The sequence below is a fragment of the Robiginitalea rubriflava genome (genome assembly GCF_052540725.1).
Genome location: NZ_CP199309.1, coordinates 2,034,338 through 2,061,026, shown reverse-complemented (window position 1 = coordinate 2,061,026; position 26,689 = coordinate 2,034,338). Strand labels below are relative to the sequence as shown.

Here is a 26,689-nt window from a genome sequence, read left to right as displayed (position 1 = left end):
CCATGTATAAGCATTATCCGGAAAAACGCTACCGACTCACCCTTGAATTTTTACAGAAACACATAGGGAAGGAGGAGCAAATCCTGGACCTCGGGGTACCAAATCCTTTTTCGGAAATCATGCGCCAGGAAGGATTTGAGGTCCAAAATACCGGAGGAGAAGACCTGGATCTGGACCTGAGCAGCATCAGAAATTCAGATGCCCCTGTGGCTACGGCCTTCGAAATCCTTGAGCACCTGGTGGCCCCTTTTAACCTGCTGCGTGAGCTCCCGGCCAATAAACTATTGGCCAGTGTACCCCTAAAACTTTGGTTTGCTGCTGCGTACCGTTCCCAAACAGATCCCCGGGACCGTCATTTCCATGAATTCGAAGCCTGGCAGTTTGACTGGCTTCTGGAAAAAGCAGGCTGGGAAATAAAGGACCGCATGCAATGGGCCCATCCGGTAAAAAAAATCGGAGTCCGTCCAATCCTGCGCTATTTCACCCCCCGATATTACCTCATCTACGCTGAAAGGACTCCATGATGAATGGAAAGGCACCCGCAGATTTGCTTCTGATTATTCCCGCTCATAACGAAGCGGCATTGATTTCGCAATGCCTGGATTCCATCTTGTCTCAAAGCAGGCTTCCGGATCAGGTGCTGGTTGTGGATGATCACAGTACAGATAATACCGCAGCCATAGTGGATGCGTACAGCAAAAAATATCCGTGGATACAGTTACTGCAGAAAAAATCTACTCCTGCGCACCAACCCGGAGGCAAAATTGTCGATACGTTTAACTTCGGCCTGTCCCATATTTCAAAACCCTATCGATATATTGGAAAATTCGACGCCGATATTGTGCTTCCAACGGAATACCTTCAAAAAGTCCTGAACACTTTTGAAAAAAACCCGGCACTGGGAATGTGTTCCGGACTGCTTTATATCGAAAAGCAGGGGGGCTGGGTGTACGAACAAATTTCCGGTGCGGGACATGTAAGGGGGCCGCTTAAACTCTATAGCAAAGCCTGTTTTGAAGCGATTGGCGGCCTCAGGCCGCATATTGGCTGGGATACGGCAGATACGCTACTGGCCCGCTACCACGGCTTTGAGGTACAAACCCTGCCCGAACTCAGGGTCCGGCACTTGCGGCCAACAGGAAGCTCCTATACAGCCAGACAGGGTAGACTGCAGGGACGCAGTTTTTACAACTTGCGGTACGGCTTGCTTATCAGCGTAATCGCTTCGCTGAAATTGAGCTGGAAACTCGGCAAACCCTTTCTGAGCTGGCATCATTTCAGGGGTTATTTTAAAGCCTGGCAGAAATCTGAAAAGCGCTTGCTAAGCCCTGATGAAGGGCGGTTTGCCCGTAAGTACAGGTGGGCCGAAATTAGGAAAAAATTATTCTAGCACCTCCCAAATAGCCTGCCCGGTTGTACCATTCGGATATGCGATTCCCAATAATACAGCAAGTGTGGGTGCAATATCAGGGATGTAGGTTCTTCTGAGTAACTCTCCCTGTCGTATTCCCTTTCCGTAGAAGAGCAATGGGACATGTGTATCGTAAGGGTAGGGCGAGCCATGGCTGCTTCCCGTACGGGAATAATCGATTGTGGCGGGAGCCGGTAAAATTACAATATCTCCGGAACGTTTCTGGTTAAATCCATTCTGAAGAATCCCTGCAAAACCCTCACCTAAATCGGCCTCCATAAACTGCCCCGCCGTATAAACTTCCTGTATTCCTTCGAAACTCAGCAACTCTGCCCTTAGTATTTCTGCGACCCCTTCGGTGGTCAACCCCAGGTTATCGATAAGCTTATGATCTAAGAAAATCTGATTGTTTGAAGCTCCCCTGATGATATCGGTATTTCCAAAGCGATAATTCATAAATTCACGGATATCCTTCGCAAATGCCCCTGTATTGAGATATCCCCCAGGTATCTTCTGGTCCTCTAAATAAGCGGGCACCTGTACGGCCCCGTGATCTGCCGTCAGGAAGACAGTGTAGTTGTCCCGACCAATTTTTTTATCGAGATAGTCCAGCAAACGATGCAGATCCTTATCGAGTCGTATATAAGTATCCTGTACCTCTTTGGAATTCACTCCAAACCTATGCCCGATATAATCAGTGCTGGAATAACTGATGGTAAGGAAATCAGGGACCTGGTCAAAACCCAGTTTTTCGTTTTCAATGGCCTGCAGCGCAAAATCTGTTGTAAAACTGTTGCCATATGGTGTGGAGCGCAGGATGTCAAACCCCCCGTTCGCCCCCCATAGACTGGGAAGGTCGTGAGGGAAAACAGCAGCTACTTCCCCGCTGAACATCCCTTCATAAGGAGTATTATCCGCTCCGCTCTCCAGGTAGGTGTTGATGTCTCCTGCGGTATCCCATACTTTTTTGTAACGGTTGCCCGTATCAGAATTATTGAATTTTTCTACCCATTCGGGCAACTGCTCCATATAATAGGTACTGCTGATCCATTTTGCGTTGGTGCCCCCTTCAAACCAGTACGCGGCATTCGCCGTATGCCCGCCGGGGAGTACGGCCCCACGGTCTTTTAAGGAGATGGAAATAACCTTGGCGCGCATCTGATAATGCAACCGCAACTGGTCTGTAATGGTTGTTGCAAGCATGCGGTGGGGAGACATCTGCCCTGCCCCGCCGGAGGTCCCAACGGATTGCTGTTCCGGATCGCCGGCGCAGTAAACGTTTTGCCCGCTGTCTTTATCGAACCAATTGTTGCCAATTACCCCATGTACGGAAGGGGTTGCCCCCGTAAAGATGGAAGCATGCCCCGGCCCTGTAGTGGTAGGTGCATAATTGAAATGATGGTCCCTACATAGAAATCCTTTGCCAACAATTCTGCGGAAACCCCCTTTTCCATAATGCTGCCAGAAACGGCTCAGATAATCAAATCGCATCTGGTCTACCACTATGCCTACCACCAATTTCGGAGGATTGGAGAATCCGGTAGGGCTCCAATCTGCACCTTTTTCAACAATACGGACCTGAGCACCTGCAGAGGTTGCCAAAACAAACATCAGGAAAAACGGCAAAAGGGAAACACGGGCAAGTACGGGCATAAGATCAGATTTACATCCCTAAAAATAAGGAATCTCCATCTTTAGATTCCCCTCTGATACAAAATCAATATGAATATGCTTATTTTTACCCTGATGAAGCCTACCAAAACCCTATGAATTACCTTACCTCTATCGGCAGCTATGCCATTATGGTGCGCGAAGTTTTTAAAAAGCCCACGAAATGGCCTATCATGAAATCGCTGATCCTGAAGGAGATAGATGAGCTTATCTACGGCTCTATGGGGATCATAATCTTTATTTCCTTTTTTATTGGCGGGGTTGTAACCATACAGACCGCATTGAATATCAGCAATCCGCTAATTCCCAGAAACCTTATCGGTTTTGCCACCCGGCAATCCGTAATTCTGGAGTTTGCCCCTACTTTTACCTCCATTATCATGGCCGGGAAAGTTGGTTCTTATATCACCTCAAGCATTGGGACCATGCGCGTAACCGAACAGATAGATGCCCTGGAGGTCATGGGGGTCAATTCTTTGAATTACCTGGTTTTCCCGAAAATCATCGCCATGCTTTTTTATCCCTTTGTGGTGGCCATTTCGATGTATATCGGTATACTGGGAGGCTGGATAGCGGGTGTTTTTGGAGGTTTCAGCTCCAGCGCAGACTTTGTTGAGGGCCTGCAATTAGACTTCATCCCTTTTCATGTAACCTATTCTTTTATCAAGTCTGTGGTGTTTGCCATGGTAATTGCCACAGTCCCTTCCTATCACGGATATTATATGAAGGGGGGTGCCCTGGAAGTTGGGAAAGCCTCCACAGTTTCATTTGTCTGGACCAGTGTGGTCATTATTATCCTGAATTACATACTCACTCAATTACTCCTTGGCTAATGATAGAAGTACAGGATTTACAGAAATCATTTGGCGAAACGCAGGTCCTGAAAGGCATCAGCACCGTTTTCGACAAGGGTAAAACCAATCTGATCATCGGGCAGAGCGGTTCGGGGAAGACCGTTTTTATGAAATGCCTGCTAGGGCTCATCACTCCGGATCAGGGAACCATTTGCTACGATGGAAAGATTTATTCCAAGTTGAGCCCTGCAGAAAAAAGAGATTTGAGACAGGAAATGGGGATGGTTTTCCAGGGAAGTGCCCTGTTTGATTCTATGACCGTTGAAGGGAATGTGATGTTTCCGCTGGATATGTTTACCAAACAATCCCGGTCGGAAATGCAGGATCGGGTAGATTTTGTGCTCAAGAGGGTAAACCTTGTGGATGCGCATAAAAAATACCCTTCAGAAATTTCCGGGGGGATGCAGAAAAGGGTGGCTATTGCCCGCGCCATTGTAATGAACCCCAAGTACCTCTTCTGTGACGAGCCCAATTCCGGGCTGGATCCGAGAACGGCAATCCTTATTGATAACCTGATTCAGGAAATTACCCAGGAATACGACATCACCACAGTGATCAATACGCATGACATGAACTCTGTGATGGAAATTGGAGAAAAAATTGTATTCCTGCAGCACGGCCACAAGGCCTGGGAAGGGACCAATAATGAAATCTTTAAAACAGACAACGAAGCGATAACCAACTTTGTCTATTCTTCAGAGTTGTTTAAAAAGGTCCGGCAAATGTATCTGGAAGAAGAAGACTAACCTCCTGCCTGCCGAACCTGAATCTTAGGGTTTTTGAGGCGGACCTGCAACCAGTTGGACAACTTCTTCATGTCTTCCTCCCTTTGAGTAGTGTTTCCATTCTTCCAGCTAACTTCAAACATCGGAATGGTATCTGTCTTTTTAAAATCGGTCTGCAGGGTATATGCAAAACTCAAGCGGTCAATATTTTCATAATTAATCCGGGCTTCCTGTGAGATATCCTGGAAGGGAATCATCCCTTTTGCCAGACTGCTCATTTGGGATAATTCTTCCTCCAGGACACGGATGCGCTGGTCTTTGTTTATCAATTCAGCTTTTTTGGCTTCATAGAGCTCATTGACGTAGTTGAATTTAAGTTCACTGTCGTCCTGGGCGCCCTGTACCACCTTCAGTTCAGTTTTCTGTAATTCAGAATACTGGTTCTTCTGCGCATTCCAGGTTTGAATCACAGTCTGTGGAATCGGGTCGTCTCCCATACAAACCAATTCAATTATCGAATTTCCATCTTCATCGTAATTGATCTGGGTAAGGTTTTCCATATATCTCCCAGTGCCGCTAAACTGATAGACCCCTATGGTCTCGGTGATTAACTGCCTGGCCTGGGAACGGAAGCGGGATTCCCTGAATACCTTGTAAAAAGTATAGCCTGCAGGAATCATGACCATAACGGCCACCAGGGAAGCGATCCGGGCGATAAACCGCCTCTTTTTGGAATTGGCATAGCGCACCATCGGAAACCGCAGCAGTTTAAGTACCAGAAAGGTTGCCAGGGCTATAAAAATCGTATTGATGGTAAACAGGTAGAGGGCTCCCAGGGCATACTCCCAGTTGCTGATCGCCAGACCAAAACCAACCGTACACAGTGGTGGCATCAGTGCTGTTGCAATGGCAACCCCGAAGATCACGCTGGCAATGGTACCCCTTTTGGCCCTGGCAATAACCAGTGCCAGACCACCAAAGAAGGCGATCAGTACATCCCGGATATCCGGTTCCGTCCTGGCGAGCAGTTCAGAAGATTCGTCGCGAAGGGGAAAGAACTCAAAAAACAGGTAGGCCGTAAGGACACTCAAAACCACCATGATGGCAAAATTCTTCAAACTCCGCCTGAGGGTATCAATATCGTTTACCGCAATAGACAGACCAATCCCCAGTATGGGACCCATCAGGGGTGAAATTAACATGGCTCCGATCACCACTGCTGTGGAATTGGCATTAAGGCCCACGGAGGCGATGAAAATGGAGCAAATCAGGATCCATGCCGTATGCCCTTTAAAAGGGATGTCTGCAATGATGGCAGCCTTGGCGGCATCCTGGTCCGTATTCTTACGGATGTCCAGCAATTCGGACATAAACTTGCGGCTGCTGCCCAAAAGCCCCTGAAAATCCTTTTTGACCTCAGCGCTATTGTCCTGCCCGGAAGCGGCAGCATTCCTTTCCTCTTTATTGTTACTTGTTTGCATATTATTAGGTATAATGTTCCCCAAATTGATCTTTTACCTGGGCTACAAGTTGTTTTATTTCCTGCTCTTTAGATTTAGGCATTACAAGTAGTACGCCTTCGTGGTCTACTATTATATAATCCCTGAGGCCATCTACGACCCCAATTTTATTAGCGGGTAAGCGAATCAGGTTCCCGCTGCTTTCCCGGCAAAGGATATTGCCCTGTAGCTTCGCATTATTTTCGGAGTCTTTCTCCACTTTCTCATAAAGAGAACCCCAGGTTCCCAGATCATTCCAGTCAAAAGATGCGGGCAGCACAAAAACCTGATCGGAGCGCTCCAAAATGGCATAATCGATTGAAATGTTGGCGGCCTGGCTGTAATGTTCTGCGATAAAATCTGCTTCTTCCGGGCTGTTGTAAAACAGGATACCCTTTTCAAACAGGGCGTATTGATCGGCCTGGTATTTCTCAAAAGCACTGATAATCCCATTGACTGACCAGATAAAAATCCCGGCATTCCAGAGAAAATTTCCTTGCTTTAAAAATCCCCTGGCAGTCTGATAGTCGGGTTTTTCCCGAAACTGGACCACCTGCTGCAAACCTGCTTTCCCTATGGCTTCCTTTGCATACTCAATATATCCGAATCCAGTATTGGGGAAGGTGGGCTGAATTCCAAGGGTGCATAAAACGGGTTCCTTTGCACTCCTTTCAAAACACTGAATCACATCTGCCTTAAAAGCCTCCTCATCTTCTATCCAATGATCACTGGGAGCCACAACCATAACAGCTTCCGGATTGGATTTCCTGATTTTTAGTGCGGCATACAGAATACAGGGAGCCGTGTTTCGCATAGCCGGCTCTGGAACCACCTGCACCGGAGAGATCCCGGGAAGTTGTTGCAATACCAGTTCCGTATAGCGGGCATTAGTAAGGATATAAATATTTTCCGGCGGTATAAAATTGGAGAGACGGCCAAAAGTTTTCTGCAATAAAGATTCCCCGCTTCCAAGCATATCGTGGAATTGTTTGGGAAAATCGGCAGTACTCACCGGCCAGAAGCGGGATCCCACTCCCCCGGCCATTATAACGGCATAATAATTCTTATTCATCCGAATTGATTTAGTAATTCAACCTCTGCATGCGGCTGGAAAAGGTACATCCTTCCTGTCGCCAGCTCGAGGCACTGATATCTTTTTACTTTTTTTGGTCCCTTGCGAAAAACCTTCCCATTATATAGCCTGAAAGTACTCCCTTCCGGAATTTCAAAGACAAAATGGCCCTGTAATTCCTCAGCATCGTATTTCTTTAATGCCAGGGCTAGCGGCGTATCGGTACTGCTGCTCGCTTTGGGATTTTTAAAATGGCGCGCCAGCAAGGGTAAAAGTTCCATGGGAAAAATGGCCGGCCTTAAAAAAGGGAGCATCATCTGTTGAAATGTATATTTCCATTCCTTCCCATGCGGTTTAATATTGCGTCCGAAATGTTTAAAAGCCACCAAATGCGCAATTTCATGAATAAGGGTGATCAGGAAGCGATATTTGTTCCCCATTGCGTTGATCGTAATCAAATGGGTTCCGTCTGGCAACTTCCTGTAATCGCCATGCCTGGTTTGGCGGCTGTTTACAATCTTTAAATGAACTGCCTCCGCGCGTATCAGCTCCATACAGGGAGCAAACGCCTGTTCCGGCAAATAAGGCTCTAATGCATTGTTCATTAGCGCAAATTTATACAATTATGGATGCCGGGTTAAAAAAGTATCAGACTAATTTAAAGCCAGGGTCAATCAGCTACTTAAGATTCAGATTCGGGGAGAGCAAACCCATTAGTGAGCTGCGCTGCCTTATAGTGATATCAGGGCGTTGAGCTGCTTACCTGTAAAACCTTTCCATTGTAGAATCGCTGTCCATTAAGTGCAAAGTCCATTATATAGGCTGCCATCTCAGCGGCGCTGATAGGGGCCTTATATCCCGGGAAAGCTGCTTCCAGCATTTCGGTTTGAACGGCGCCAAGAGCCAGAACATTAAAGGCCGGCCCTTTATCTTTGTATTCTTCCGCAAGCAATTCCGACAGGGTAATCAGTGCTCCTTTACTAGAGCTGTAAGCTGCCAGACCCGGAAACTTGGCACTCCCCTGAACACCGCCCATTGAACTGATGCTTACCACATGGCCCTCTGAACTCATTAGCGGGATCAGTGCGCGGGTAAGGGCTGCAAGCCCAAATACATTTACGGCGTATACTTCTTCAAAATCCTCAAAACTCGTGTCCGCAAACGGTTTGTTCAATAAAGTGCCCGCATTATTGACCAGGACATCTACTGCTTTCCACTCTTTGGAAAGCCAGGAAGCCACAGCCTGGATATCCGCATCCCGGGTAATATCAAAACTTCGGAATGATAACTTCTTGTGCTGCAGTTTTTGCAGGGGATCTGTGTTTCGGCTTAAGGCCAAAACTTCATGTCCATCATTGAGCAATAGTCGAACAAGTTCATATCCGATACCCCTGCTGCATCCGGTAACTACAATCTTCGCCATTTAGTTAGCTGTTAGTTCATTTTCAGGTGCAGAGGCAATGCCGCTGATTACCGGAATCAATTTGTTCACCATTTCAGCCATATGGACAAAATCCATTTCTGAATTTTCATCCCCCGGTTGGTGGTAGTAATTGAAATTGGTAAAATCAAATGTTGAAAAGGTATGCGAAGGCACTTTAAAAACTTTGTAAAATGAATAATTATCCGATCGCTGGAACAGATTGTATTCCGAAGCGGTCGGGAGATAACCTACCAATTTCCCTCCTGCATATCTATTACTGACCTCCGCCAGGTTGGATTTGTCATACCCGGTAATGTACAGCTGGTAGTCCTTACCTCTCAGGGGTACCCCCGTCATTTCAAAATTAAGCATCGTATAAAGGGAAAGCCCGTTTTCCAACAGTTTTTCAGCAAGGTGTTTTGAGCCCAGCAATCCCCTCTCTTCTGCGCTGAACAGGGCGATGATGATACTCCTCTTTGGAGGTCCCTGCCCGCTGAGAAACCTTGCTAGTTCCAGAACGGTGGAGGTTCCGGAGGCATTATCATTGGCTCCGTTGGCAATCCCATCTCCATTTTTTAGGGGTACGATCCCGATATGGTCGTAGTGGGCCCCGAGGATCACATAGTCATTTTTCAATACAGGATCGATTCCCTCGATGAGTCCAACAATATTGTAGGCAATCTCCTTTGTATTCCTAAGGGTATCCCGGTAGGAGGAAAAATAGGGTTTTATTCCGAATTCCCGGAATTGGTCTTCTATAAATCCCGCTGCGGCTTCAATACCCTCAGAACCTGTATCCCTCCCTTTGAGTTCATCGGAAGCGAGGTAGCCCATAAGCGAACCGATACGGGTTGAGTCCGAGAATGCAAGCGGTTTTGCAGGTCCCGAAACTGCAGGATTGCTCAAAACAGCCGATCCGGATGAAGCGCTTGCCTGATTGGTGGTATTGGCCGGACTCCCACAGGATGCCTGCAACAAGAGTAAACCTGATGCAAGGGTACAGCTTAGCCAGAAATTATTAGTATTTCGTTTCACTTGGTTCTTTATGCCAGCATGGTGACCGGGTATTCCATGTAGGACCGTAGCGTTTGCAAAAACTGTGCTCCGGTAGCCCCGTCAACAGTGCGGTGATCACAGGCCAGGGTTACGGTCATCGTATGCCCAACCTGTATTTGTCCATCACGTACCACGGGCTTCTCAACAATGGCTCCTACAGAAAGGATTGCAGAATTCGGCTGATTGATAATGGAAGTAAACTCCAGGATGCCAAACATGCCCAAATTGGATACCGTGAAGGTACTGCCTTCCATTTCAGCCGGGGTAAGCTTTTTATTCCGCGCTCTTCCAGCCAGGTCTTTTACAGCTGCCCCAATTTGGGTAAGGCTCATCTGATCGGTAAATTTCAACACAGGCACCACAAGGCCATCCTCAACGGCAACGGCCACACCAATGTGCACGTGCTGGTTGAAACGGGTAGTATCCCCATTCCAGCTAGTGTTCACCTGAGGGTGTTTTTTCAGTGCCATTGCACAGGCTTTCACCACCATATCGTTAAAGGAAACCTTGGTATCCGGCAGGTTGTTGATCTGCGCACGGGAAGCCATAGCCTGGTCCATATCAACCTCTATGGTAAGATAGTAGTGAGGGGCTGTAAACTTTGATTCAGACAGGCGCTTGGCAATCACCTTGCGCATCTGAGAGTTTTTAACTTCTTCTACTGACTCCTCTCCTGCCGGCAGTGTTGGAAGCGAGGCAGTAGTTGCAGCCTCAGGAGCTGCTTCAGTTTTTGCGGGCTGCTGAGCAGGGGTGAAATTCTCAATATCCCGCTTCACAATCCGTCCCTGGTCTCCGGATCCGCTAACCTGCTTCAGGTCGATTCCCTTTTCCTCTGCCATTTTCCTGGCCAGTGGGGAAACAAATATCCGACTGCCCTGATTATCGGCAGCAGGAGCTGTTTCCTCTTTTTTCTGTTCTGTTTCCGGCTCCGGACGGGAAGCAGCCTCGGCAGCCTCCTCTTTCGGGGCTGAAGAACCACTTTCTGCATTAAGAACAGCATCCACATCAGTTCCTTTAGGCCCAATTACCGCCAAAACCTCATCTACGGGGGCAGATTCTCCTTCTCCTATTCCAATATACAAAAGCTCTCCCGAGTAGAAAGATTCAAATTCCATAGTGGCTTTATCTGTTTCGATCTCGGCCAGGATGTCTCCTTCTTCAACGGCATCGCCAACTTTTTTAAGCCAACTGGCCACCGTCCCTTCCTCCATGGTATCGCTCAGGCGTGGCATTCGGACGATTTCTACTCCCTCTGGTATTTCAGCGGCGGGTTTAGTTTCTTTTGAAGCCTCTCCCTGATCGGTCTTCTCAGCCTCTTCTGCTGCTGGTGCTTCAGGGGTGCTTTCAGCAGCATCGGCTCCATTGAGCAGGGAAGAAATATCTTCACCTTCCTCCCCAACTATAGCCAAAAGCGCGTCTACAGGAGCTCCGTCACCTTCTTCTATCCCGATGTGAAGCAGCGTACCCTCGTAAAAGGATTCGAATTCCATAGTCGCCTTATCGGTTTCTATTTCGGCCAGGATGTCTCCTTCTTCTATCTTATCCCCTACTTTCTTAAGCCACTTTGCCACAGTACCTTCTTCCATGGTATCGCTCAGCCGGGGCATTTTTATTACTTCTGCCATTTTCCTTTATGCTTATAATTTATGTTGGAGGAATGGATAATCTTCCTGTTCGTAGACCACGTCGTAGAGTTGTTCTACTGGAGGGAATTCTGAATTTTCCGCAAACTCCTCACATTCCTTCACCAGTTTTTTAACCCTATTGTCTATTTCTTTTATCTCTTCATCAGAAGCGTATTTCTTCTCGAGAATCACATCTTTTACCTGGGTAATCGGATCGATCTTCTTGTACTCTTCCACCTCTTCTTTGGTGCGATAATGCTGTGCGTCGGACATGGAGTGCCCTCTGTACCGATATGTTTTCATTTCCAGGAAAGTGGGGCCGCCACCCTTTCTGGCCCTGTCAATGGCCTTGTGCACCTCTTCAGCTACGGTAACCGGATCCATCCCGTCTACCGGACCACAGGGCATTTCATATCCAAGCCCAAGTTTCCAGATCTCCGTAGAATGAGCAGTACGGGCTACTGAAGTTCCCATGGCATAACCGTTGTTCTCACAGATAAAAACAACCGGCAATTGCCAGAGCATCGCCAGGTTGAAGGCCTCGTGTAAACTTCCCTGCCGAACCGCTCCATCCCCCATATAGCAAAGGGTAACCGCATCCCGTTTGAAATACTTATCTGCAAAGGCGAGCCCGGCCCCCAGGGGGATCTGACCGCCTACAATCCCATGCCCGCCATAAAAGCGGTGTTCCTTGGAAAAGATATGCATAGAACCTCCCATACCTTTGGAGGTCCCGGTAACCCGGCCGTATAATTCGGCCATAACTTTGCGGGGATCCACCCCCATCCCTATGGGCTGTACGTGGTTTCTATACGCGGTAATCATCCGGTCCTTATCAAGGTCCATGGCGTGTAGTGAACCTGCCAATACGGCTTCCTGCCCGTTATAAAGGTGCAGGAAACCCCGAACTTTTTGCTGAATGTATACGGCCGCAAGCTTATCCTCAAATTTCCTCCAGAACAGCATATCCTCATACCATTTCAGATATACCTCTTTGGTGAATTTTTTCATTGCAATTATTTTTGTGTCAGTTGGTCCTTCAATCGGGGATTCAGAACAGGATCTGCCGGCCCGAAGGTGGAAAAACAAAAATACACATTAAATCATTCCTGAAAAAAAATTGCTTGAGAAAGGAATCGGTCGGGTTTCAGGTCTGAAAAAACCATAGATCAGAGAAAGGAATTGTCAAAACCCATGGGAAGCAAATCCGAAAGGGAAGAGCATTCATATACTGCTCCCTCCGCAGCCTGAAGCAATAGCCTTATTGGGCTGCCCTGTTTTTTTTCATATTCATAAATAGATTGTCTGCAATTGCCGCAGGGCGCGGCCGGAGCGCTTAGTTGTTTCCCCGGAGCTTTGGCAACAATGGCAATACTGCGGATTATCTCCCCCGGAAAGCGGGCACCGGCCTGAAAAACGGCCACCCTTTCTGCGCAAAGGCCGGACGGATAAGAAGCATTTTCCTGGTTATTTCCTATGACAACCTCCCCGGAGTCCATTAAGACAGCAGCCCCTACCTTAAAGCCAGAGTATGGGGCATAAGCTGTTTCCAGGGCCTTACGCGCCCGCTGCAATAATTGCTTGTCTGCATCGGCAAGCCCGGAAGCATCCGGGTGCACAAGAATGTCAAACCCAATGTGGCGTTTCTCCATACCTAAATATACAACAATGAAACCTGCAGAAACAAAAGAACCTGCTCATGGCAGGTTCTTTTATTATGTCATCATAAAATCATTAATCATTATAAAACTCTTCCCCTATGTTGAAAGTCAGTGAAAACCTCAGGGTGTTTTCCAGCGGATTTCGAACCTGTGCTGTAGAAAAGAGGTAAGAGAGGTCTATCTGAACCGTATTGTACTTGAAACCGGCCCCCAATGAAAAGAATTTGCGAAATCCCTTAACCTCACTCTCATTGAAATACCCCGCACGGATCATAAATGATTCCTGGAAAAGGTATTCGGCGCCAAGGGCCCAGGTCATTTCCTGTAATTCTTCCGAAAACCCATCCGGGGCGTCTCCCAGTGATTTGAAGACACCACTGAAAAATCCGATGTTCTGATACTCCTGGTTATCATCGGCGTCCAGGTCTCCGTCCCCGTCAAAATCCTGTGGGGTAGGCACCAATAATTTATTGATCTCTGCGGTAAACGAAAGGACATTGTCCAGGTCAAAAATAAAGTCAAATCCCCCACCCAGAGCAAGGTTGGTTGGCAGGAAATTTTCCTGCCCGCCGTCATCATATTTAATTTTGCCACCCAGATTGGAGATGTTGAAACCAGCCCTCCAGCGACCATCGAACTTCTCAAAGGCTTTTTCGGGCCCGCGGTAATATCCGGCAATATCCACAGCAAAGGAACTCCCGGCCTGCACGGCATTGCCAAGTTGCGGGATTTCCAGGTTGGAGCTGATAAAACGCCCCGCAACGGCCATCGAAAAGAAATCACTGAGTTTAAGCGCATAAGACCCGTCAATTGCCAGTTCGTTAGGCTTCACCAGTGTCCCGTCTTCTTGAAAGGTATTTCGCAGCTCTATTTCCCCAAGGGTAAAGTAGCGGATAGATGCGGCAAAGGCACTCCTTTCATTGATCTTATTGTAAAAGCTTCCGTTTAATAGAGCGATATCGGTAATAATACTCTCCAGGTAGGGGGTATAACTGATACCAACTCCCATCTTTCGCTCTGCAAATGCAAATTTGGCCGGGTTCCACTGCTGGGAAAAGGCATCCACAGAAGTGGCAACCCCTACATCCCCCATTCCCGAGGAACGCGCATCGGAGGCAATGGTCAAAAAGGGAACTGCTGTGGTTATAACCCTTTCACTGTTTTGTGCCACTGCCTGTCCGGCAATCAGCAAAAGTACAAGCATCCAAATTTTTTTCATTATTCTTTTCAAAATGGTCAATGTTTACAAGGTATGCAAATAAGATTTAGTACGCTTTTCCGCACTAATATTTTATGCAAAACGGGATTTTCCAGATTATCTTATGTACAGCGGCTTGAATTTCATCGAAAAGTTGAAAGCTTCCCGTCTCTTTTACAGGGCTGACCACTGCTTTTGTTCCCTACAGGGACCGGGTGAGATCAGTTGCCCTGCCCTGTATTCAAAAAAGTGCAGCCCGGACCATACTAGAACCGTCAATTCCTCGTTATCAATGGAAACGCATCGCTTTAAATCAGGGGCATTTTATCGGTAGCAAATTTTTGATTACAGATAAAATATTATAGCAAATTACCCGTTGTATACCCCGGAAAGCAATTAAAAGAAAAAGTAACCATCAGATCGTCAAAACCCGGTCTGACTTGAACTTTAAGTCCTAAATACAGATGAAACAATCACGAATCAGCGCATTATTGTCAGCCGCTATTATTGCCGGAACCCTTGGCCTTCAGAGCTGTAAGAAATCTTCAGGCTCCAAGAATGTCTCCAGAGCGACCGGTTGGAAGATCAATGCCAAAGAAGGCGGTTTTCAATTCAATTCCGATTTTAAGGAACAGGAAACAGCCCCCGGCCTGGTTTTCGTTGAAGGAGGTACCTTTACCAAAGGAAAGGTTCAGGATGACGTAATGCACGATTGGAACAACACCCCAACTACGCAGCACGTACAGTCCTTTTACATGGACGAAACGGAGGTCACCAATGTGATGTATCTCGAATACCTCGATTATCTGAAAAAAGTATATCCTCCGGAAAACCCCAAATACACCAATATTTATGTAGGGGCACTTCCGGATACTCTGGTCTGGAGAAATCGTCTGGGCTTTAACGAAACCATGACGAATAACTACCTGCGCCATCCGGCCTATGCGGAATATCCTGTGGTAGGTGTCAATTGGGTACAGGCTGTACAATTCTCGGAATGGCGTACCGATCGCGTTAATGAGGCCATGCTGGAACGCGAAGGCTATCTTGCCGACGACGTTAAGTACAGGGCTATGAACGGAGAAATAGCAGGTACCTTCAGTACCGAAACATATCTTAACCGCCCCGAGGCCGTTTACGGAGGGGAAATAGATTCTCTTGGAGGTAAATCTCAAAAGGATTCCGTTCCCAATTTTGCAAAACGCAGCAGTGGGATCATCATGCCAGAGTACAGGCTCCCTACCGAAACCGAATGGGAATACGCCGCTCAGGCGCTGGTGGGAACCCGTGAATACAACAACTATCGCGGACGTAAGAAATATCCATGGGAAGGCGATTATACCCGAAACGGGCAAAGGGTTGGTCGCGGAGACCAGCTGGCCAATTTCAAGCAGGGAAAAGGAGATTACGGAGGAATTGCCGGGTGGTCTGACGACGGGGCCGATATTACTGCTGAGGTAAAATCATACAAGCCCAATGACCACGGACTCTATGACATGGCAGGAAATGTTGCCGAATGGGTGGCAGATGTATACCGTCCTATAGTGGATGATGAAATCAGTGATTTCAACTACTACAGGGGTAATATCTATACCAAAACGGCCATTGACTCGGATGGAAAAGTTAAAATATTGGAAGACACAGTTGTTTATGATACCCTTCCAAATGGGAAAATTGTAGCAACCAACCTTCCGGGGGAAATCAAAATGGTACCGGTTGACGAACAGGAAACCTACCTGAGAACCAATTTCTCCGAAAGTGACAATCGCGGTTATCGTGACGGAGATCCGGGCTCTTCCAGATTCTTTGATCAGTTTGCCGAAGAAGAAGATCAGCGCAGCATGTACAATTCTCCCAAGCACAAAGTACAGCGGGATTCTACCGGAAACCTTATCCGACAGTACGACAAAAGCAATAGCCGTACAACTCTTATCAACGATGAAGTACGGGTGTACAAAGGAGGTTCCTGGAGGGACAGAGCTTACTGGCTGGACCCGGCACAACGCCGCTACTTACCACAATATATGGCAACTGATTATATAGGTTTCAGATGTGCCATGTCCAGGGTAGGATCCAAATCCAAAACCAAAAATAAGACTGTTCGCGGCAAAAAGGTCCGCAAATAAAATTACCGGCAATAATGCTGTAAAAAAGCTCTGATCATTCGGTCAGAGCTTTTTATATTTATGGCCATGAAAACTGCGGAACTCCACCAGCTCTTTTTAGAGCACCCCAGAGTCAGTACGGATAGTCGGAAAATCTCCGATGGCTGTATTTACTTTGCACTTAAAGGTCCTAATTTCAACGGGAATCGTTTCGCTGCAGAAGCCCTTAAAAAAGGAGCAGCCTATGCCATAGTGGATGAGGAAGAATTTGCAACAGGGCAAAATATCGTCCTGGTAAAGGATGCCCTAAAGGCCTTACAGGATCTCGGAACCTTTCACCGCAACGCCATGAAGGCAAAGGTGGTTGCACTTACCGGAAGCAACGGAAAAACAACTACCAAGGAGCTTATTTATGCCGTACTGCAACAGAATTTCCGATGTATTGCAACTAAAGGAAATCTCAACAACCACATTGGAGTACCCCTGACTTTGCTGCAAATTGCCCCTGAAACAGAACTGGCGATAGTGGAGATGGGAGCCAATCACCAGGGCGAAATAGCATTTCTGAGCCAGTTGGCGCAACCGGATTACGGATATATCACCAATTTCGGAAAAGCACACCTGGAAGGTTTTGGAGGGGTACAGGGAGTAATCAAAGGGAAAAGCGAACTCTACAATTACCTCATATATCACGACAAGCACGTTTTTATTAACGCAGATGACCCCATTCAGCATGAGAAACTCAAAGGTTACCCCAAAATAATAGGGTTCAGCCAGTCTAATCCCGAATTTGAAAAAATACGATTTGTAAAAGCGGATCCTTTTGTAACCTTTGAAATGGAAGGGGAAACAATAAATACACAACTCAGCGGGTCTTACAACTTTTCAAATTGTGCTGCCGCGGCCCGGATGGGAACCTATTTTGGGGTATCTGTGGATGACATAAAAACAGCTATCGAAAATTATATCCCTGAGAATAACCGTTCGCAGCTCATTAAAAAAAATGGGGTTGAAATTATTTTAGACGCCTATAACGCCAACCCCAGCAGTATGACGGCCGCCCTGGAACACTTTGCAGGCCTGAAGGCTGCCCGAAAAGTAGCCATTCTGGGAGATATGTTTGAACTGGGAGAGGACGCGGCTCTGGAACACAACGCTATTGCCCGGCTGGCAGCCTCCAAGTCATTTGATGCTCTCTACCTGATAGGCGCCAATTTTTTCAATACCCGGGCAGATGCAGACCATTTTAAGACCTTTGAGGAATTCGCAGCTTTTTTAAAGAATAACCCCCTGAAAGGAGGTACTGCCGTCCTGATCAAAGGTTCACGCGGGATGGCACTGGAACGAAGCCTTGATTATTTGGGCCAATAAATGCCAGGCCTGGTATAATCTTTTTAATCAGATACTTTAGTGCTTCTGATTTTTTTCCGATCTTGCGCCACCCTTTCAAAGGGGATATTAGCTCAGTTGGTTTAGAGCGCTGCCTTGACAGGGCAGAGGTCACTGGTTCGAATCCAGTATATCCCACATCAAGCAGAAAACCACGTCCCACGGACGTGGTATTTTATTTCCGGACGGCATGAAACGAAGTTTCGATGGCGGGAGGAAATTAAATACCCTGATTCGCGATAGCGAAGCAGTGGTTTTCTATTTGCAGGAGCGGGATGCACTGGATCACGCTTTCAGCGTCATCCAGTCAAATTCCAAATAACAAATTCCATCCCGATAAATATCGGGACCAAAACCCAGCCCGATAACCATCGGGGCCAAATTCCAACCCCTTAGCTTTCGAAGCCAACTTCCAGTTCTAACTACAGAGGTAAGGTATTATTAAAAGAATCCAGCCTATCGTTGAAAACATGTGATCCGAACTGACCTGAATCATTCCACAGGGTGTATGATCTGCTTACCTTCGATTGAAAACCTAACTGAGTTGTTTAATATAAAATCTTAAGCTATGACCTTGATCAAATTTAAAAGAAGACCTTTTGGAAATCTCATGACAAGGGATTTATTTGACATGGATGATTTCTTTGACAACAGAATGTGGAACACCGGATTGATGCAAACAGACTTCTGGAATGGAAAAACAATGGAGCCTGCGTTGAACATCAAAGAAACAGATGACCATTTTGAAATAGAACTGGCCGCTCCCGGATTCACTAAAAAAGATTTCAATATTACCATTGAAGATGGCATGTTGAATATTACCGCAGAGAAAGAGGTATCCAAAGAAGAAAAAGAAGAGGATTACACTCGCAGAGAGTTTAATTACACTTCTTTTGAAAGATCTCTCCAATTACCTGAAACGGTAAAAGAAGAAGCAATTAAAGCGATGTATGCCAATGGTATTCTCAAGTTTAATTTGCTGAAAAAAGAGGAAGCCAAAAAACGGCCTCCAAAAGTAATTGAAGTCGGCTGATAAGTCGCCTTATTTTTCGAACTCCCGTACTATCATTACAGTTGTCCATATATGTTGTACGGGAGTTTACTTTTTCAGGAGATCAGTGAAACCCATGCTACCATTGCAATAACCGATTAGAAGTAATCTGTACTCCTCAGAGGGCTAACCTGCCTCTTTGTTATAAGCACCTCCTCAGAATTATGATAATCATCATGAATTTTAAGCAGGCTACTCACTATCTTTAAAGTTATGGCGAATGTGTTAATAACGATACAGACCGGAACCAGGGTTTTTAGTATTCAAATGGCTTTTATGCATGCCAATGGAAATGATCCCTGAGTTTATGGGGTCGGATCATCCGATTTCCGAGGGAATCCAGATAAGGCCGAAACCAGTAGCTACAACTAGATACGTGTATGGATACCGTTAAGAGAAAAAAGGGGCGCAAAAATGGTAAAAAAGGGCATTTCAAAGGCTCGGGCGAAGCCATGTTGTTCCTTTCCCCATCCTTTGAAATACGCTTCGCAAACAGGGCGGTTAAAAACCTAACCGGCTACAAGCCTTCAGAACTTACAGGTAAGTATTTGTCAGAACTGATTCCGGACCCTAATCTGCTTAGTGGGGGTTCAGTAAAAACCAGCGGCCCGGTGCAGGTAACTTGCAAAAACAACGAGACCCGCAACTGTCAAATGCAAATCGAGGAATTTAACTCCGGAAAAACAAGCTCGTACCTGCTCTTACTTTCCTCCCCAGAAGTCAATCAAAATATTCCAGAGAGTACAGATGGTCCTTCCAAGACAACCGCCGCCCTGCTAAATGCCATCCCAGATGCTGTACTGATTCAAAACTACACAGGAGATTTCATTGAGTATTACCCTCCTCTAACCGGCAGCTTCATAAATGATCCATCCGGCGTGGTCAATAAAAACATGTCCGACCTCTTTTCTCCGGCAATCACTACCCTGTTTAAACAGGCCTTTAAAAACATAAAAGAAACAGGCCACACACAGAATATTGAATTTTCCATTGAAAATGGGGAAACCAAGTACTACGAAGCCCGTTTAGCGCCCCTAAACAGACATCGGATCCTTACCATTGTCCGGGATATTACCGAGTCCGAATCCGTTCAAAGAGGATTGAATATACGGAACAGGGCGCTTGAAGCGGCTGGCAACGGAATCCTAATATCGGATGCTGAAGTTGCAGACAACCCTATTATCTTTTGCAATAAAGCTTTTACAACGATTACAGGATATTCCCGGGAGGAGGTAATTGGTAAAAACTGCAGGTTCTTACAAAGAGAAGATCGACAGCAACCTGCAATTGCCCGCATAAGACGAGCAATCAAGGACGGGAAGCCCGTTCAGGAAACCCTGCGAAACTATCGAAAAGACGGCAGTTTGTTCTGGAATGAGCTCACCATTACCCCGGTTACGGATCGCAAGGGAAAAGTAACGCATTTTATAGGCGTTCAGAATGAAGTTAGCCACGTGATCATCGAGGCTGAAAGAAAGGATCAGATCCGCAATATCCTGGAACAGATCATCAGGGATAAACCTCTGGAGGAAATCGGGATTTCCATTTCCGATTTTCTCTCCAGCTATATCGATCAGGCCGGCCTGATTCTTTCCCTTAAGGATCCGCATAGCGGAGACCTGAAGCCTTGGTATTCCTTTTCCATACCAAAAAAAATGCAAAAGCTGCTGAGTTGGCGACCATCAAATGACCTTGCAGAATGCGGCTGTGAAATTGCCGCAATGGAAGGGCGGACCTATATTTCTGAGGACATTTCCAAAGATGCCCTTTGGGGTGCGCTGGCCGAACCCATACTGAGTACCGGTTTTAGGGCCAGCTGGTCCTTCCCCATACATTCTTCAAAGGGAGAAATCCTGGGCTCATGTAGTATTTTTTCGAGGAATACCGGGGCACCGGACGAGCCTACCCGGGAACGAATCCGGGACGTTTTGCAGTTGGGCAGTATCGCCATTGAAAAATTCTATACCCAGGAGATGCTTCTGGATAACAAAGAACAATTGGAAGCATATGCCAAAAAACTGGAGAAACATGTAAAAGTTCAGACTCTGGAAGTTGAATCTGCAGTAAAAAAATTAGCGGAAACCAACCTGAGCCTGGAAGACCAGATAGAGACTGCCAGAGAAGCCGAAAAAAGAGCTCGAACACACCAGACTCTCTTTGCGGCTATCGCTCGTAATTTTCCCAAAGGGGTCATTATGGTTTTTGATCATAAGCTCCGCCTGCAACATCTGGAAGGAGAAGAACTGGACGGTATTGGGCTTTCCTCATGGAACTATAAAGGCAAAACGCCCGAAGACCTTAAGGGATTCACAGAGGTTCAGAAAGTATTTATCAAAAATGAAGTAATTAAAACCCTTCAAGGGGAACATCGCACTTTTGAACAAAGCAGAAATGGACATATTTACAGTGTGAATTCCACGCCTTTGGAGTTGGAGAAATCCTTCCACTGGGCCCTTTTGGTCTGGAGCAATATTACCGAGCAAAAAACCATAGAAAATGAACTTCTTAAATCCCTGAAAACCGAACAGGAACTCAATGACCTTAAATCCCGGTTTATCGGCATGGCATCCCATGAATTCCGAACGCCCTTAAGCGCAATCCTCTCCTCTGCTATTCTTATAGGGAAACAAGCGAAATCCGGCAAGGAAGATAAAACAACCCATTACCTGAATCAAATAAAAAATAATGTTCGAAACCTGAATGTAATACTGAATGACTTTATGTCAATCAGCCGTCTGGAAGAAGGGGAAATAAAGTGCGAGAAATACAACTTTGACCTTATACAACTTATCCGGTCAGTACTGGAAGAACTGGAAAGCAACCTGAAAGTAGGACAGTACTTTATTGAAGAGTGTGAAATGGGTACCCTAAACATTTACTCGGACCCAAATTTAATGCGGCACGTTTTGTTGAATCTTATTTCGAATGCCATTAAATATTCCCATGACAACAGTCCTATCCACCTGCACATTAAAAAACGGGGTTCCCAAATTATCATTGCCATTCAGGACAGGGGCATAGGAATTCCAAAAAAGGAGCAATCCAATCTGTTCAGAAGGTTTTTCAGGGCAAAAAATGCAGTAAACATCCCGGGAACTGGTTTAGGCCTGCACCTGGTTAAACATTATCTCGATTTAATGGGAGGATATGTTCACTTTAAGAGTAAATTAAATAAAGGCAGTACTTTTTACATACATCTGCCCACAGTCATAAATGCCCCAAACCATGAAAAAGATCCTTATCATTGAAGATAATCCCGATGTCCGCGAGAACACAGCCGACCTGTTGCGGCTTTCGGATTTTGAAGTATATACCTGTGGGGACGGCGAATCCGGGGTCAAAATGGCCCGGAAAATAATGCCGGACCTGATTGTTTGTGATATCATGATGCCCGGCACAGACGGGTATGAAGTACTGGCTCAATTGTCTGCTAAAGATGACACCGGCAGCATCCCCTTTATTTTTCTGACGGCAAAGACTGAAAAAGCCGATATCCGAAAGGGAATGAACCTGGGAGCCGATGATTATCTGACCAAACCTTTTGAAGAAGAGGAATTGCTGATGGCGATCGAGGCCAGGCTAAAAAGGCACGACTTTCTCCAGAAAGAGTTCAGCAAAGATCTAAACGGAATAAACAAATTTCTTGAACAGGCTTCAGCCTATCTCAACAGAGAACATATTGAGAAAAGCTACAGGGAAAAGTCTTATGAAAAGCGGGATCTGATCTTTATGGAAGGAGACGCAGCCCACTCCCTCTACTTTCTGGATAAAGGCCTGGTAAAAACCCATAAAACAACAGAAGGCGGGAAGGAATTCGTTACCGGGATGTTCCAATCGGGAGATTTCCTTGGCCAATTGTCCCTGCTGAATCCAAAAGGGACGTATCTGCATACGGCCACCGTGATGGAACCCACGGTTGTTTATCCTATTCCAAAGGCAGATTTTATAGAATTAATAGCTGAGAACAGGGAAGTATCCCGCAAATTCATGGAGCTGATTTCAAAGAACCTGATTGAGGTTCAGCAGCAGCTGGTCAATATGGCCTATTGTCCGGTTAGACAACGCCTGGCAAATATTTTGCTAAAACTGCAGGAATTAGGATTGATCGATGGCGATAAACAGCAGGGCATCGATATTGCACGGGAAGATCTCGCAGGAATGGTGGGAACAGCCACCGAAACAGCTATCCGGACACTATCTGAATTTAAGCAGGAAGGTATAATCAAAATGGGGAAATCGCGCCGGATAATCATCAAAAATCCCGAAAGGCTGGCACATGCGGCAACCTTTGGGCAGTAAACCAAATGCTGCCGGCCAGGCCTTTTAATCTTCGATGCGCTGGATTTTTTGTCTTATTTTTTTAAGCATCCAGGATAATGCCAGGGAGGTCAGGGCCGGACGAATACTGTAGACCAGACCCTTTTTCAAAAGGTTTGCACCTGCATCCCGTATAGCAAGGCGCATATGCTCGATACTGATCTGCCTTTGCAGGTCAATTATCTTCAAGCGATTATCTATTTCCTCAAAAGTTGAAAACCGACTATTCATGATCCTTGAAATATAGTTCTGAAAAAGCCCTGAGCAATGGTTTTTCCAAACGATCTCTGAGCAGATAGCCTATAAAGGTCAATACTGCAAAAATCCCGCCTATGAATAGAAAACCGTAAACCAGGCTACCGGACCAGGCTCCAAGGGCCCAGGCAGCAGAAAGAGAAAGGAAAAATAAGGTGAGTAATCCCAACAGGGCTACCATAGTGATTTTTCCAAGAATGGAGACGAATTGCAGGCTTAGTTTAAAGCCTTTTAATCGTATATATTCCGTACTCAATTGAATATAGGACTGAGCCTCTTCTGCTACCTTGAATACCTCATCTTTTACTGCCGGAGCCTCCATAGTGCTTATTTCTGAAGTTGTGCATTCTTTTTACGCAAGTCTTCCAGTTTCCTTTCCAGGCCTGCAATTATGTCATCGGCTTTATAGCTCATATGACTCAGAGTTTCTTCCAGTTTGTGCTCAAATTCCTCTTTTTTTTCTTTGGCAGACTTGGTAAGTTCATCTTTGGCATGAGAAAGCCTTTCGGTAATTTCATGTCCGGTTTTCTCAATGCTGTTTTTAATTTTTTTTCTGGTATTCTTGCCTTCATCAGGTGCATACAAAATACCCAGGCCAGCGCCTATTGCAGCTCCGCCTAATAATGCTAAGAAAATAGTTCCGCTATCGTTTTTCATGACTTCTGGATTTAAAGGATTACTAAATTATCTAGAAGTAAAGTTAGTTGAGAAGGTCCTTCTGTGAAATGACCTGGGTCATTCCCGACCGGGCTCTTATCAGATTTATCAGGAACTCCTTCCACAGTATTAAACTATTATGGAGAAATGTGAAATAGCCTTTCTTTAAGCGGCCTTAAAAAAGACCGTATGAGGGGAATTATAGTATTTACGAAGTAAGTACCCGGCTGATGAAGATCATTTTATTCTTGCCCTTATTTGACGAAATTAGGTTTTGGTCCAAAATACTACTGCCATGAAAGACACGCTTCTTTACGACAAACGCCAGGCCGCATTTCACCATCTGGTGGCGGATAGCCTGGAGGAACTGAAAGCACTTAAAGCCTCAGGGGCACAAAAGGCTTTCAATGAAAAACTACTGCGTGTATTACCCGAGGTCAAAAGATACATTACCCGAAGCCTCAGGCTTGCACTGGCCAAAGGAATGATATCGCACAACAAGTACCGTCCTGATGATTTTTTCGACCAGTTGTTCATAGAAGTATACGACCATCTGGACGAAGTAAGCCGGAAGGAGGAGTTCCACCCCTGGTTATTCAGACAGGCCGAAAAACTCCTGGACGAGATGGAGTTGGAGGAAATTTTCGAGGCAACCAATTATGACAATATAGATGATTACTACCGGGCAGAAATGGAATCCCTGGAAGAAGCTTTTAGTACCGATGGCGACGGAGATCTGGTGATGATGGAGGAATTAGATGATCTTTCCTATAAAAACCATCACTATCTGCTGAAGAATATCTTTCTGGATGATGCACATGAAGACTTAATGGCCCTTACGGAAACAGTTCCCGGAAAGGAAAAGATTCAGGAGTCTCTAAAGAGCATCTTGTATGCCATGCCTGCTGACACCCGCTCCGTTTTTGAATTGGCAACCGAACAGCTCTTTAATCTGGATGAAATATCAATGATAAAAAACCTGCCAAAAAAGCTTATCTCAGACATGATTGAAAATGCCCGCAGGCTAATGAGGGCCTCACTTGAGGACCAATTGTTTGATAATTAATAAATAATAGTACCATGGAAACAAAAAAATTAGTGTCTCGTTCCGATTACCTGCTGTCGGGCGGCCTCGAGGAATTACACCAGGAGAGCAAAGAATGGCTGGAGACCATCGCATTTCTGAAAGATGAAACCCGCTTCTTTGAAAAACTGCTGGCCGGAAGAGTTGTGGAAACCTATCCGGACAATGCCTATTCCCGAATACTAAAACAAATGGATCAGGTCCACAAAATGCTATTTGAGTACCTGTCTGAGGAGATCATACGGCATGAAAAACTACTGAGCCGAATAAATAAAAGAGAACCTGGCATTTCTGACTATAACTACAGGGAACAACACCGGAAACTAAAAGGAAAAATAGAATTATTCCTGAATGATTTCAGGGAGTTTAAAAAAATGGTCTTTGGCTATGCCAAGAAATGGTGAACCAGTCTACATATGAACACCCTGAAGCTGGATCTGCTTACAGCTTTTGGAAAACTTCCCTGGCAATTTGAAGTTCTTCATTGGTAGGCACCACCCATATGCTGACTTTTGAGTCTTTATGATGCAGGGCCTGTATCCCCTTGCCGGGGTTTTGATTTTTTTCAGCATCCAGGCGGATGCCAAGATATTCCATATCGGAACAGACCATGGCGCGCAACAGAGCAGAATGTTCGCCTATCCCAGCTGTAAAAACCAGGCCGTCCAGCCCATTCATCACTGCCGTATAAGCACCTATATACTTCTTGATCCGGTATGCATTCATTTCGAGGGCCAGTTTGCAATCCCTATCTCCGGATGCGGCAGCCTTTTGTATATCCCTCAGGTCACTATATCCTGTAAGGCCCAGCATACCGCTTTCGCTGCTGAGCATCTGTTTTACTTTCTCCAGGGGGTAACCCAAATGTGAAACCAGGTAGAAAATTACGCCCTGATCGATATCCCCGGCTCTCGATCCCATTATCAGCCCGTTGGATGGCGTAAACCCGAGGCTGTGGTCAACACTTTTGCCGTCTATAATGGCGGTTGCACTGCATCCGTTTCCCAGGTGCAGACTGATCAGGCGGTGATGCCCGGGCAATAGTGGTTTCAATTGACCGCTTACGTATTGATGGCTGGTACCGTGAAACCCGTATACCTGTATTCCGTGTTTCTCAAACAGGGCTGAAGGAATGGCATATTTTCTGGCCTTTAGCGGGATACTTTGATGAAAGGCCGTGTCGAAAACAGCAAATTGCCGGGCATTGGGAAAACGTGCTTCCGCCACTTCGATGCCTAAAAGGTTAGGCGGGTTATGCAGCGGTGCCAGATGGGCTAATTTCCCGATTTCCTCTTTAACAGCGGCATCAATTTGTGTAGTTTCTGAAAAACGGTCCCCTCCGTGGACTACCCTGTGCCCCACCGCTTTGATGGCATTTGGAGACTTTAGAATCCCCGGCTCAGGTGCCAGCAGGTTTTCAACAATATCTCCCAGGGCGTTCCGGTGATCGCTAACAGGCTTTTCAGACAGGTAGGTCTGCCCGCCATAGTCCAGGCTTAACCTGGAATTCTCCGTGCCGATTCGCTCTACCAGTCCTTTGCATACGGTTTCCTCTTGTGGCATTCGAATCAATTGAAATTTCAGGGATGAACTCCCGGAATTCAGTATCAGTATTTGTACTCCCATGGTATATGCT

Annotated in this window: 26 protein-coding genes and 1 tRNA gene; 13 read left to right on the top strand and 14 right to left on the bottom strand. The window is 46.1% G+C overall.

Annotation, left to right across the window (positions count from 1 at the left end; genetic code table 11):
* Nucleotides 1-2 precede the first annotated feature (2 nt).
* On the top strand, nt 3-524 hold the full coding sequence (locus ACT6NU_RS09330; protein WP_445381404.1) for a methyltransferase: 522 nt from the start codon (nt 3-5) through the stop codon (nt 522-524).
* Nucleotides 521-1,390: a glycosyltransferase family 2 protein gene (locus ACT6NU_RS09325; protein WP_445381403.1), complete on the top strand. Its 870-nt coding sequence runs from the start codon at nt 521-523 to the stop codon at nt 1,388-1,390. The genes ACT6NU_RS09330 and ACT6NU_RS09325 overlap by 4 nt, the downstream gene beginning before the upstream one ends.
* Here the strand turns inward: ACT6NU_RS09325 and pafA are convergent.
* Complete coding sequence (pafA, locus tag ACT6NU_RS09320) at nt 1,382-3,064, bottom strand: alkaline phosphatase PafA (protein ID WP_445381402.1); 1,683 nt, start codon at nt 3,062-3,064, stop codon at nt 1,382-1,384. The two genes, ACT6NU_RS09325 and pafA, sit on opposite strands and share 9 nt — an antisense overlap.
* A gap of 113 nt (nt 3,065-3,177) precedes the next feature.
* On the opposite strand from pafA, the gene ACT6NU_RS09315 reads away from it, so the two are divergent.
* A complete protein-coding gene (locus ACT6NU_RS09315) occupies nt 3,178-3,915 on the top strand; it encodes an MlaE family ABC transporter permease (RefSeq protein ID WP_445381401.1) in 738 nt (245 codons plus the stop codon).
* Entirely contained in the window at nt 3,915-4,682 is a 768-nt protein-coding gene (locus tag ACT6NU_RS09310) for an ABC transporter ATP-binding protein (RefSeq protein WP_445381400.1), read from the top strand. The genes ACT6NU_RS09315 and ACT6NU_RS09310 overlap by 1 nt, the downstream gene beginning before the upstream one ends.
* On the opposite strand, the gene ACT6NU_RS09305 is transcribed toward ACT6NU_RS09310, so the two are convergent.
* The 9 genes from ACT6NU_RS09305 to porV all read right to left on the bottom strand — a co-directional run bounded on the left by ACT6NU_RS09305 (nt 4,679) and on the right by porV (nt 14,216).
* The gene (locus ACT6NU_RS09305) at nt 4,679-6,142 is read right to left on the bottom strand and encodes a DUF389 domain-containing protein (protein WP_445381399.1); all 1,464 of its coding nucleotides are present in this window, start codon (nt 6,140-6,142) and stop codon (nt 4,679-4,681) included. The two genes, ACT6NU_RS09310 and ACT6NU_RS09305, sit on opposite strands and share 4 nt — an antisense overlap.
* Nucleotides 6,143-6,146: 4 nt before the next feature.
* Nucleotides 6,147-7,232 carry a mannose-1-phosphate guanylyltransferase gene (locus ACT6NU_RS09300; protein ID WP_445381398.1) on the bottom strand — a complete coding sequence of 362 codons (1,086 nt, stop codon included), beginning with the start codon at nt 7,230-7,232 and terminating at the stop codon, nt 6,147-6,149.
* Complete coding sequence (locus ACT6NU_RS09295; protein WP_445381397.1) at nt 7,229-7,837, bottom strand: SprT-like domain-containing protein; 609 nt, start codon at nt 7,835-7,837, stop codon at nt 7,229-7,231. Before ACT6NU_RS09295 ends, ACT6NU_RS09300 begins: the two co-directional genes overlap by 4 nt.
* Nucleotides 7,838-7,974: 137 nt before the next feature.
* Entirely contained in the window at nt 7,975-8,655 is a 681-nt protein-coding gene (locus ACT6NU_RS09290) for an SDR family NAD(P)-dependent oxidoreductase (RefSeq protein ID WP_445381396.1), read from the bottom strand.
* Nucleotides 8,656-9,690, bottom strand: coding sequence for a M28 family metallopeptidase (locus tag ACT6NU_RS09285; RefSeq protein ID WP_445381395.1), 1,035 nt, complete (start codon nt 9,688-9,690; stop codon nt 8,656-8,658).
* 8 nt (nt 9,691-9,698) lie between these two features.
* Nucleotides 9,699-11,336, bottom strand: coding sequence for a pyruvate dehydrogenase complex dihydrolipoamide acetyltransferase (locus ACT6NU_RS09280; RefSeq protein ID WP_445381394.1), 1,638 nt, complete (start codon nt 11,334-11,336; stop codon nt 9,699-9,701).
* 12 nt (nt 11,337-11,348) lie between these two features.
* Complete coding sequence (pdhA, locus tag ACT6NU_RS09275) at nt 11,349-12,347, bottom strand: pyruvate dehydrogenase (acetyl-transferring) E1 component subunit alpha (RefSeq protein WP_445381393.1); 999 nt, start codon at nt 12,345-12,347, stop codon at nt 11,349-11,351.
* A 158-nt stretch (nt 12,348-12,505) separates the two neighbouring features.
* Complete coding sequence (cdd, locus tag ACT6NU_RS09270) at nt 12,506-12,988, bottom strand: cytidine deaminase (protein ID WP_445381392.1); 483 nt, start codon at nt 12,986-12,988, stop codon at nt 12,506-12,508.
* Nucleotides 12,989-13,070: 82 nt separating this feature from the next.
* The gene (gene porV, locus ACT6NU_RS09265) at nt 13,071-14,216 is read right to left on the bottom strand and encodes a type IX secretion system outer membrane channel protein PorV (RefSeq protein WP_445381391.1); all 1,146 of its coding nucleotides are present in this window, start codon (nt 14,214-14,216) and stop codon (nt 13,071-13,073) included.
* A gap of 443 nt (nt 14,217-14,659) precedes the next feature.
* Here porV and gldJ point away from each other — a divergent pair, with 443 nt between their 5' ends.
* From gldJ to ACT6NU_RS09230, 7 genes are all read left to right on the top strand, one after another.
* Complete coding sequence (gene gldJ / locus ACT6NU_RS09260; RefSeq protein WP_445381390.1) at nt 14,660-16,321, top strand: gliding motility lipoprotein GldJ; 1,662 nt, start codon at nt 14,660-14,662, stop codon at nt 16,319-16,321.
* Nucleotides 16,322-16,387: 66 nt separating this feature from the next.
* Nucleotides 16,388-17,671 (top strand): UDP-N-acetylmuramoyl-tripeptide--D-alanyl-D-alanine ligase, encoded by a 1,284-nt coding sequence (locus tag ACT6NU_RS09255; protein WP_445381389.1) that lies wholly within the window; start codon nt 16,388-16,390, stop codon nt 17,669-17,671.
* Nucleotides 17,672-17,752: 81 nt separating this feature from the next.
* Nucleotides 17,753-17,827 (top strand) — tRNA-Val (locus tag ACT6NU_RS09250).
* A gap of 52 nt (nt 17,828-17,879) precedes the next feature.
* On the top strand, nt 17,880-18,011 hold the full coding sequence (locus tag ACT6NU_RS09245; RefSeq protein WP_445381388.1) for a hypothetical protein: 132 nt from the start codon (nt 17,880-17,882) through the stop codon (nt 18,009-18,011).
* Nucleotides 18,012-18,257: 246 nt separating this feature from the next.
* Entirely contained in the window at nt 18,258-18,722 is a 465-nt protein-coding gene (locus ACT6NU_RS09240; protein ID WP_445381387.1) for an Hsp20/alpha crystallin family protein, read from the top strand.
* Between the two features lie 398 nt (nt 18,723-19,120).
* A complete protein-coding gene (locus ACT6NU_RS09235) occupies nt 19,121-21,988 on the top strand; it encodes a PAS domain-containing protein (RefSeq protein ID WP_445381386.1) in 2,868 nt (955 codons plus the stop codon).
* Entirely contained in the window at nt 21,966-23,039 is a 1,074-nt protein-coding gene (locus ACT6NU_RS09230) for a response regulator (RefSeq protein ID WP_445381385.1), read from the top strand. The genes ACT6NU_RS09235 and ACT6NU_RS09230 overlap by 23 nt, the downstream gene beginning before the upstream one ends.
* Nucleotides 23,040-23,063: 24 nt before the next feature.
* Here ACT6NU_RS09230 and ACT6NU_RS09225 read toward each other — a convergent pair whose 3' ends face one another.
* From ACT6NU_RS09225 to ACT6NU_RS09215, 3 genes are read right to left on the bottom strand one after another with little or no spacing between them, the layout of a single operon-like run.
* On the bottom strand, nt 23,064-23,288 hold the full coding sequence (locus ACT6NU_RS09225; RefSeq protein WP_445381384.1) for a hypothetical protein: 225 nt from the start codon (nt 23,286-23,288) through the stop codon (nt 23,064-23,066).
* Entirely contained in the window at nt 23,281-23,634 is a 354-nt protein-coding gene (locus ACT6NU_RS09220) for a hypothetical protein (protein ID WP_445381383.1), read from the bottom strand. Before ACT6NU_RS09220 ends, ACT6NU_RS09225 begins: the two co-directional genes overlap by 8 nt.
* Nucleotides 23,635-23,639: 5 nt before the next feature.
* On the bottom strand, nt 23,640-23,969 hold the full coding sequence (locus tag ACT6NU_RS09215; protein ID WP_445381382.1) for a YtxH domain-containing protein: 330 nt from the start codon (nt 23,967-23,969) through the stop codon (nt 23,640-23,642).
* Nucleotides 23,970-24,264: 295 nt separating this feature from the next.
* Between ACT6NU_RS09215 and ACT6NU_RS09210 the strand changes: the two genes are divergently transcribed.
* Together ACT6NU_RS09210 and ACT6NU_RS09205 are read left to right on the top strand one after the other, a co-directional pair.
* The gene (locus ACT6NU_RS09210; protein ID WP_445381381.1) at nt 24,265-25,035 is read left to right on the top strand and encodes a sigma-70 family RNA polymerase sigma factor; all 771 of its coding nucleotides are present in this window, start codon (nt 24,265-24,267) and stop codon (nt 25,033-25,035) included.
* Nucleotides 25,036-25,049: 14 nt separating this feature from the next.
* Nucleotides 25,050-25,457, top strand: a complete 408-nt coding sequence (locus ACT6NU_RS09205; RefSeq protein ID WP_445381380.1) for a hypothetical protein — start codon at nt 25,050-25,052, stop codon at nt 25,455-25,457.
* Between the two features lie 37 nt (nt 25,458-25,494).
* Here ACT6NU_RS09205 and ACT6NU_RS09200 read toward each other — a convergent pair whose 3' ends face one another.
* Nucleotides 25,495-26,679, bottom strand: a complete 1,185-nt coding sequence (locus ACT6NU_RS09200) for an acetate/propionate family kinase (protein WP_445381379.1) — start codon at nt 26,677-26,679, stop codon at nt 25,495-25,497.
* Between the last annotated feature and the right edge of the window lie 10 nt (nt 26,680-26,689).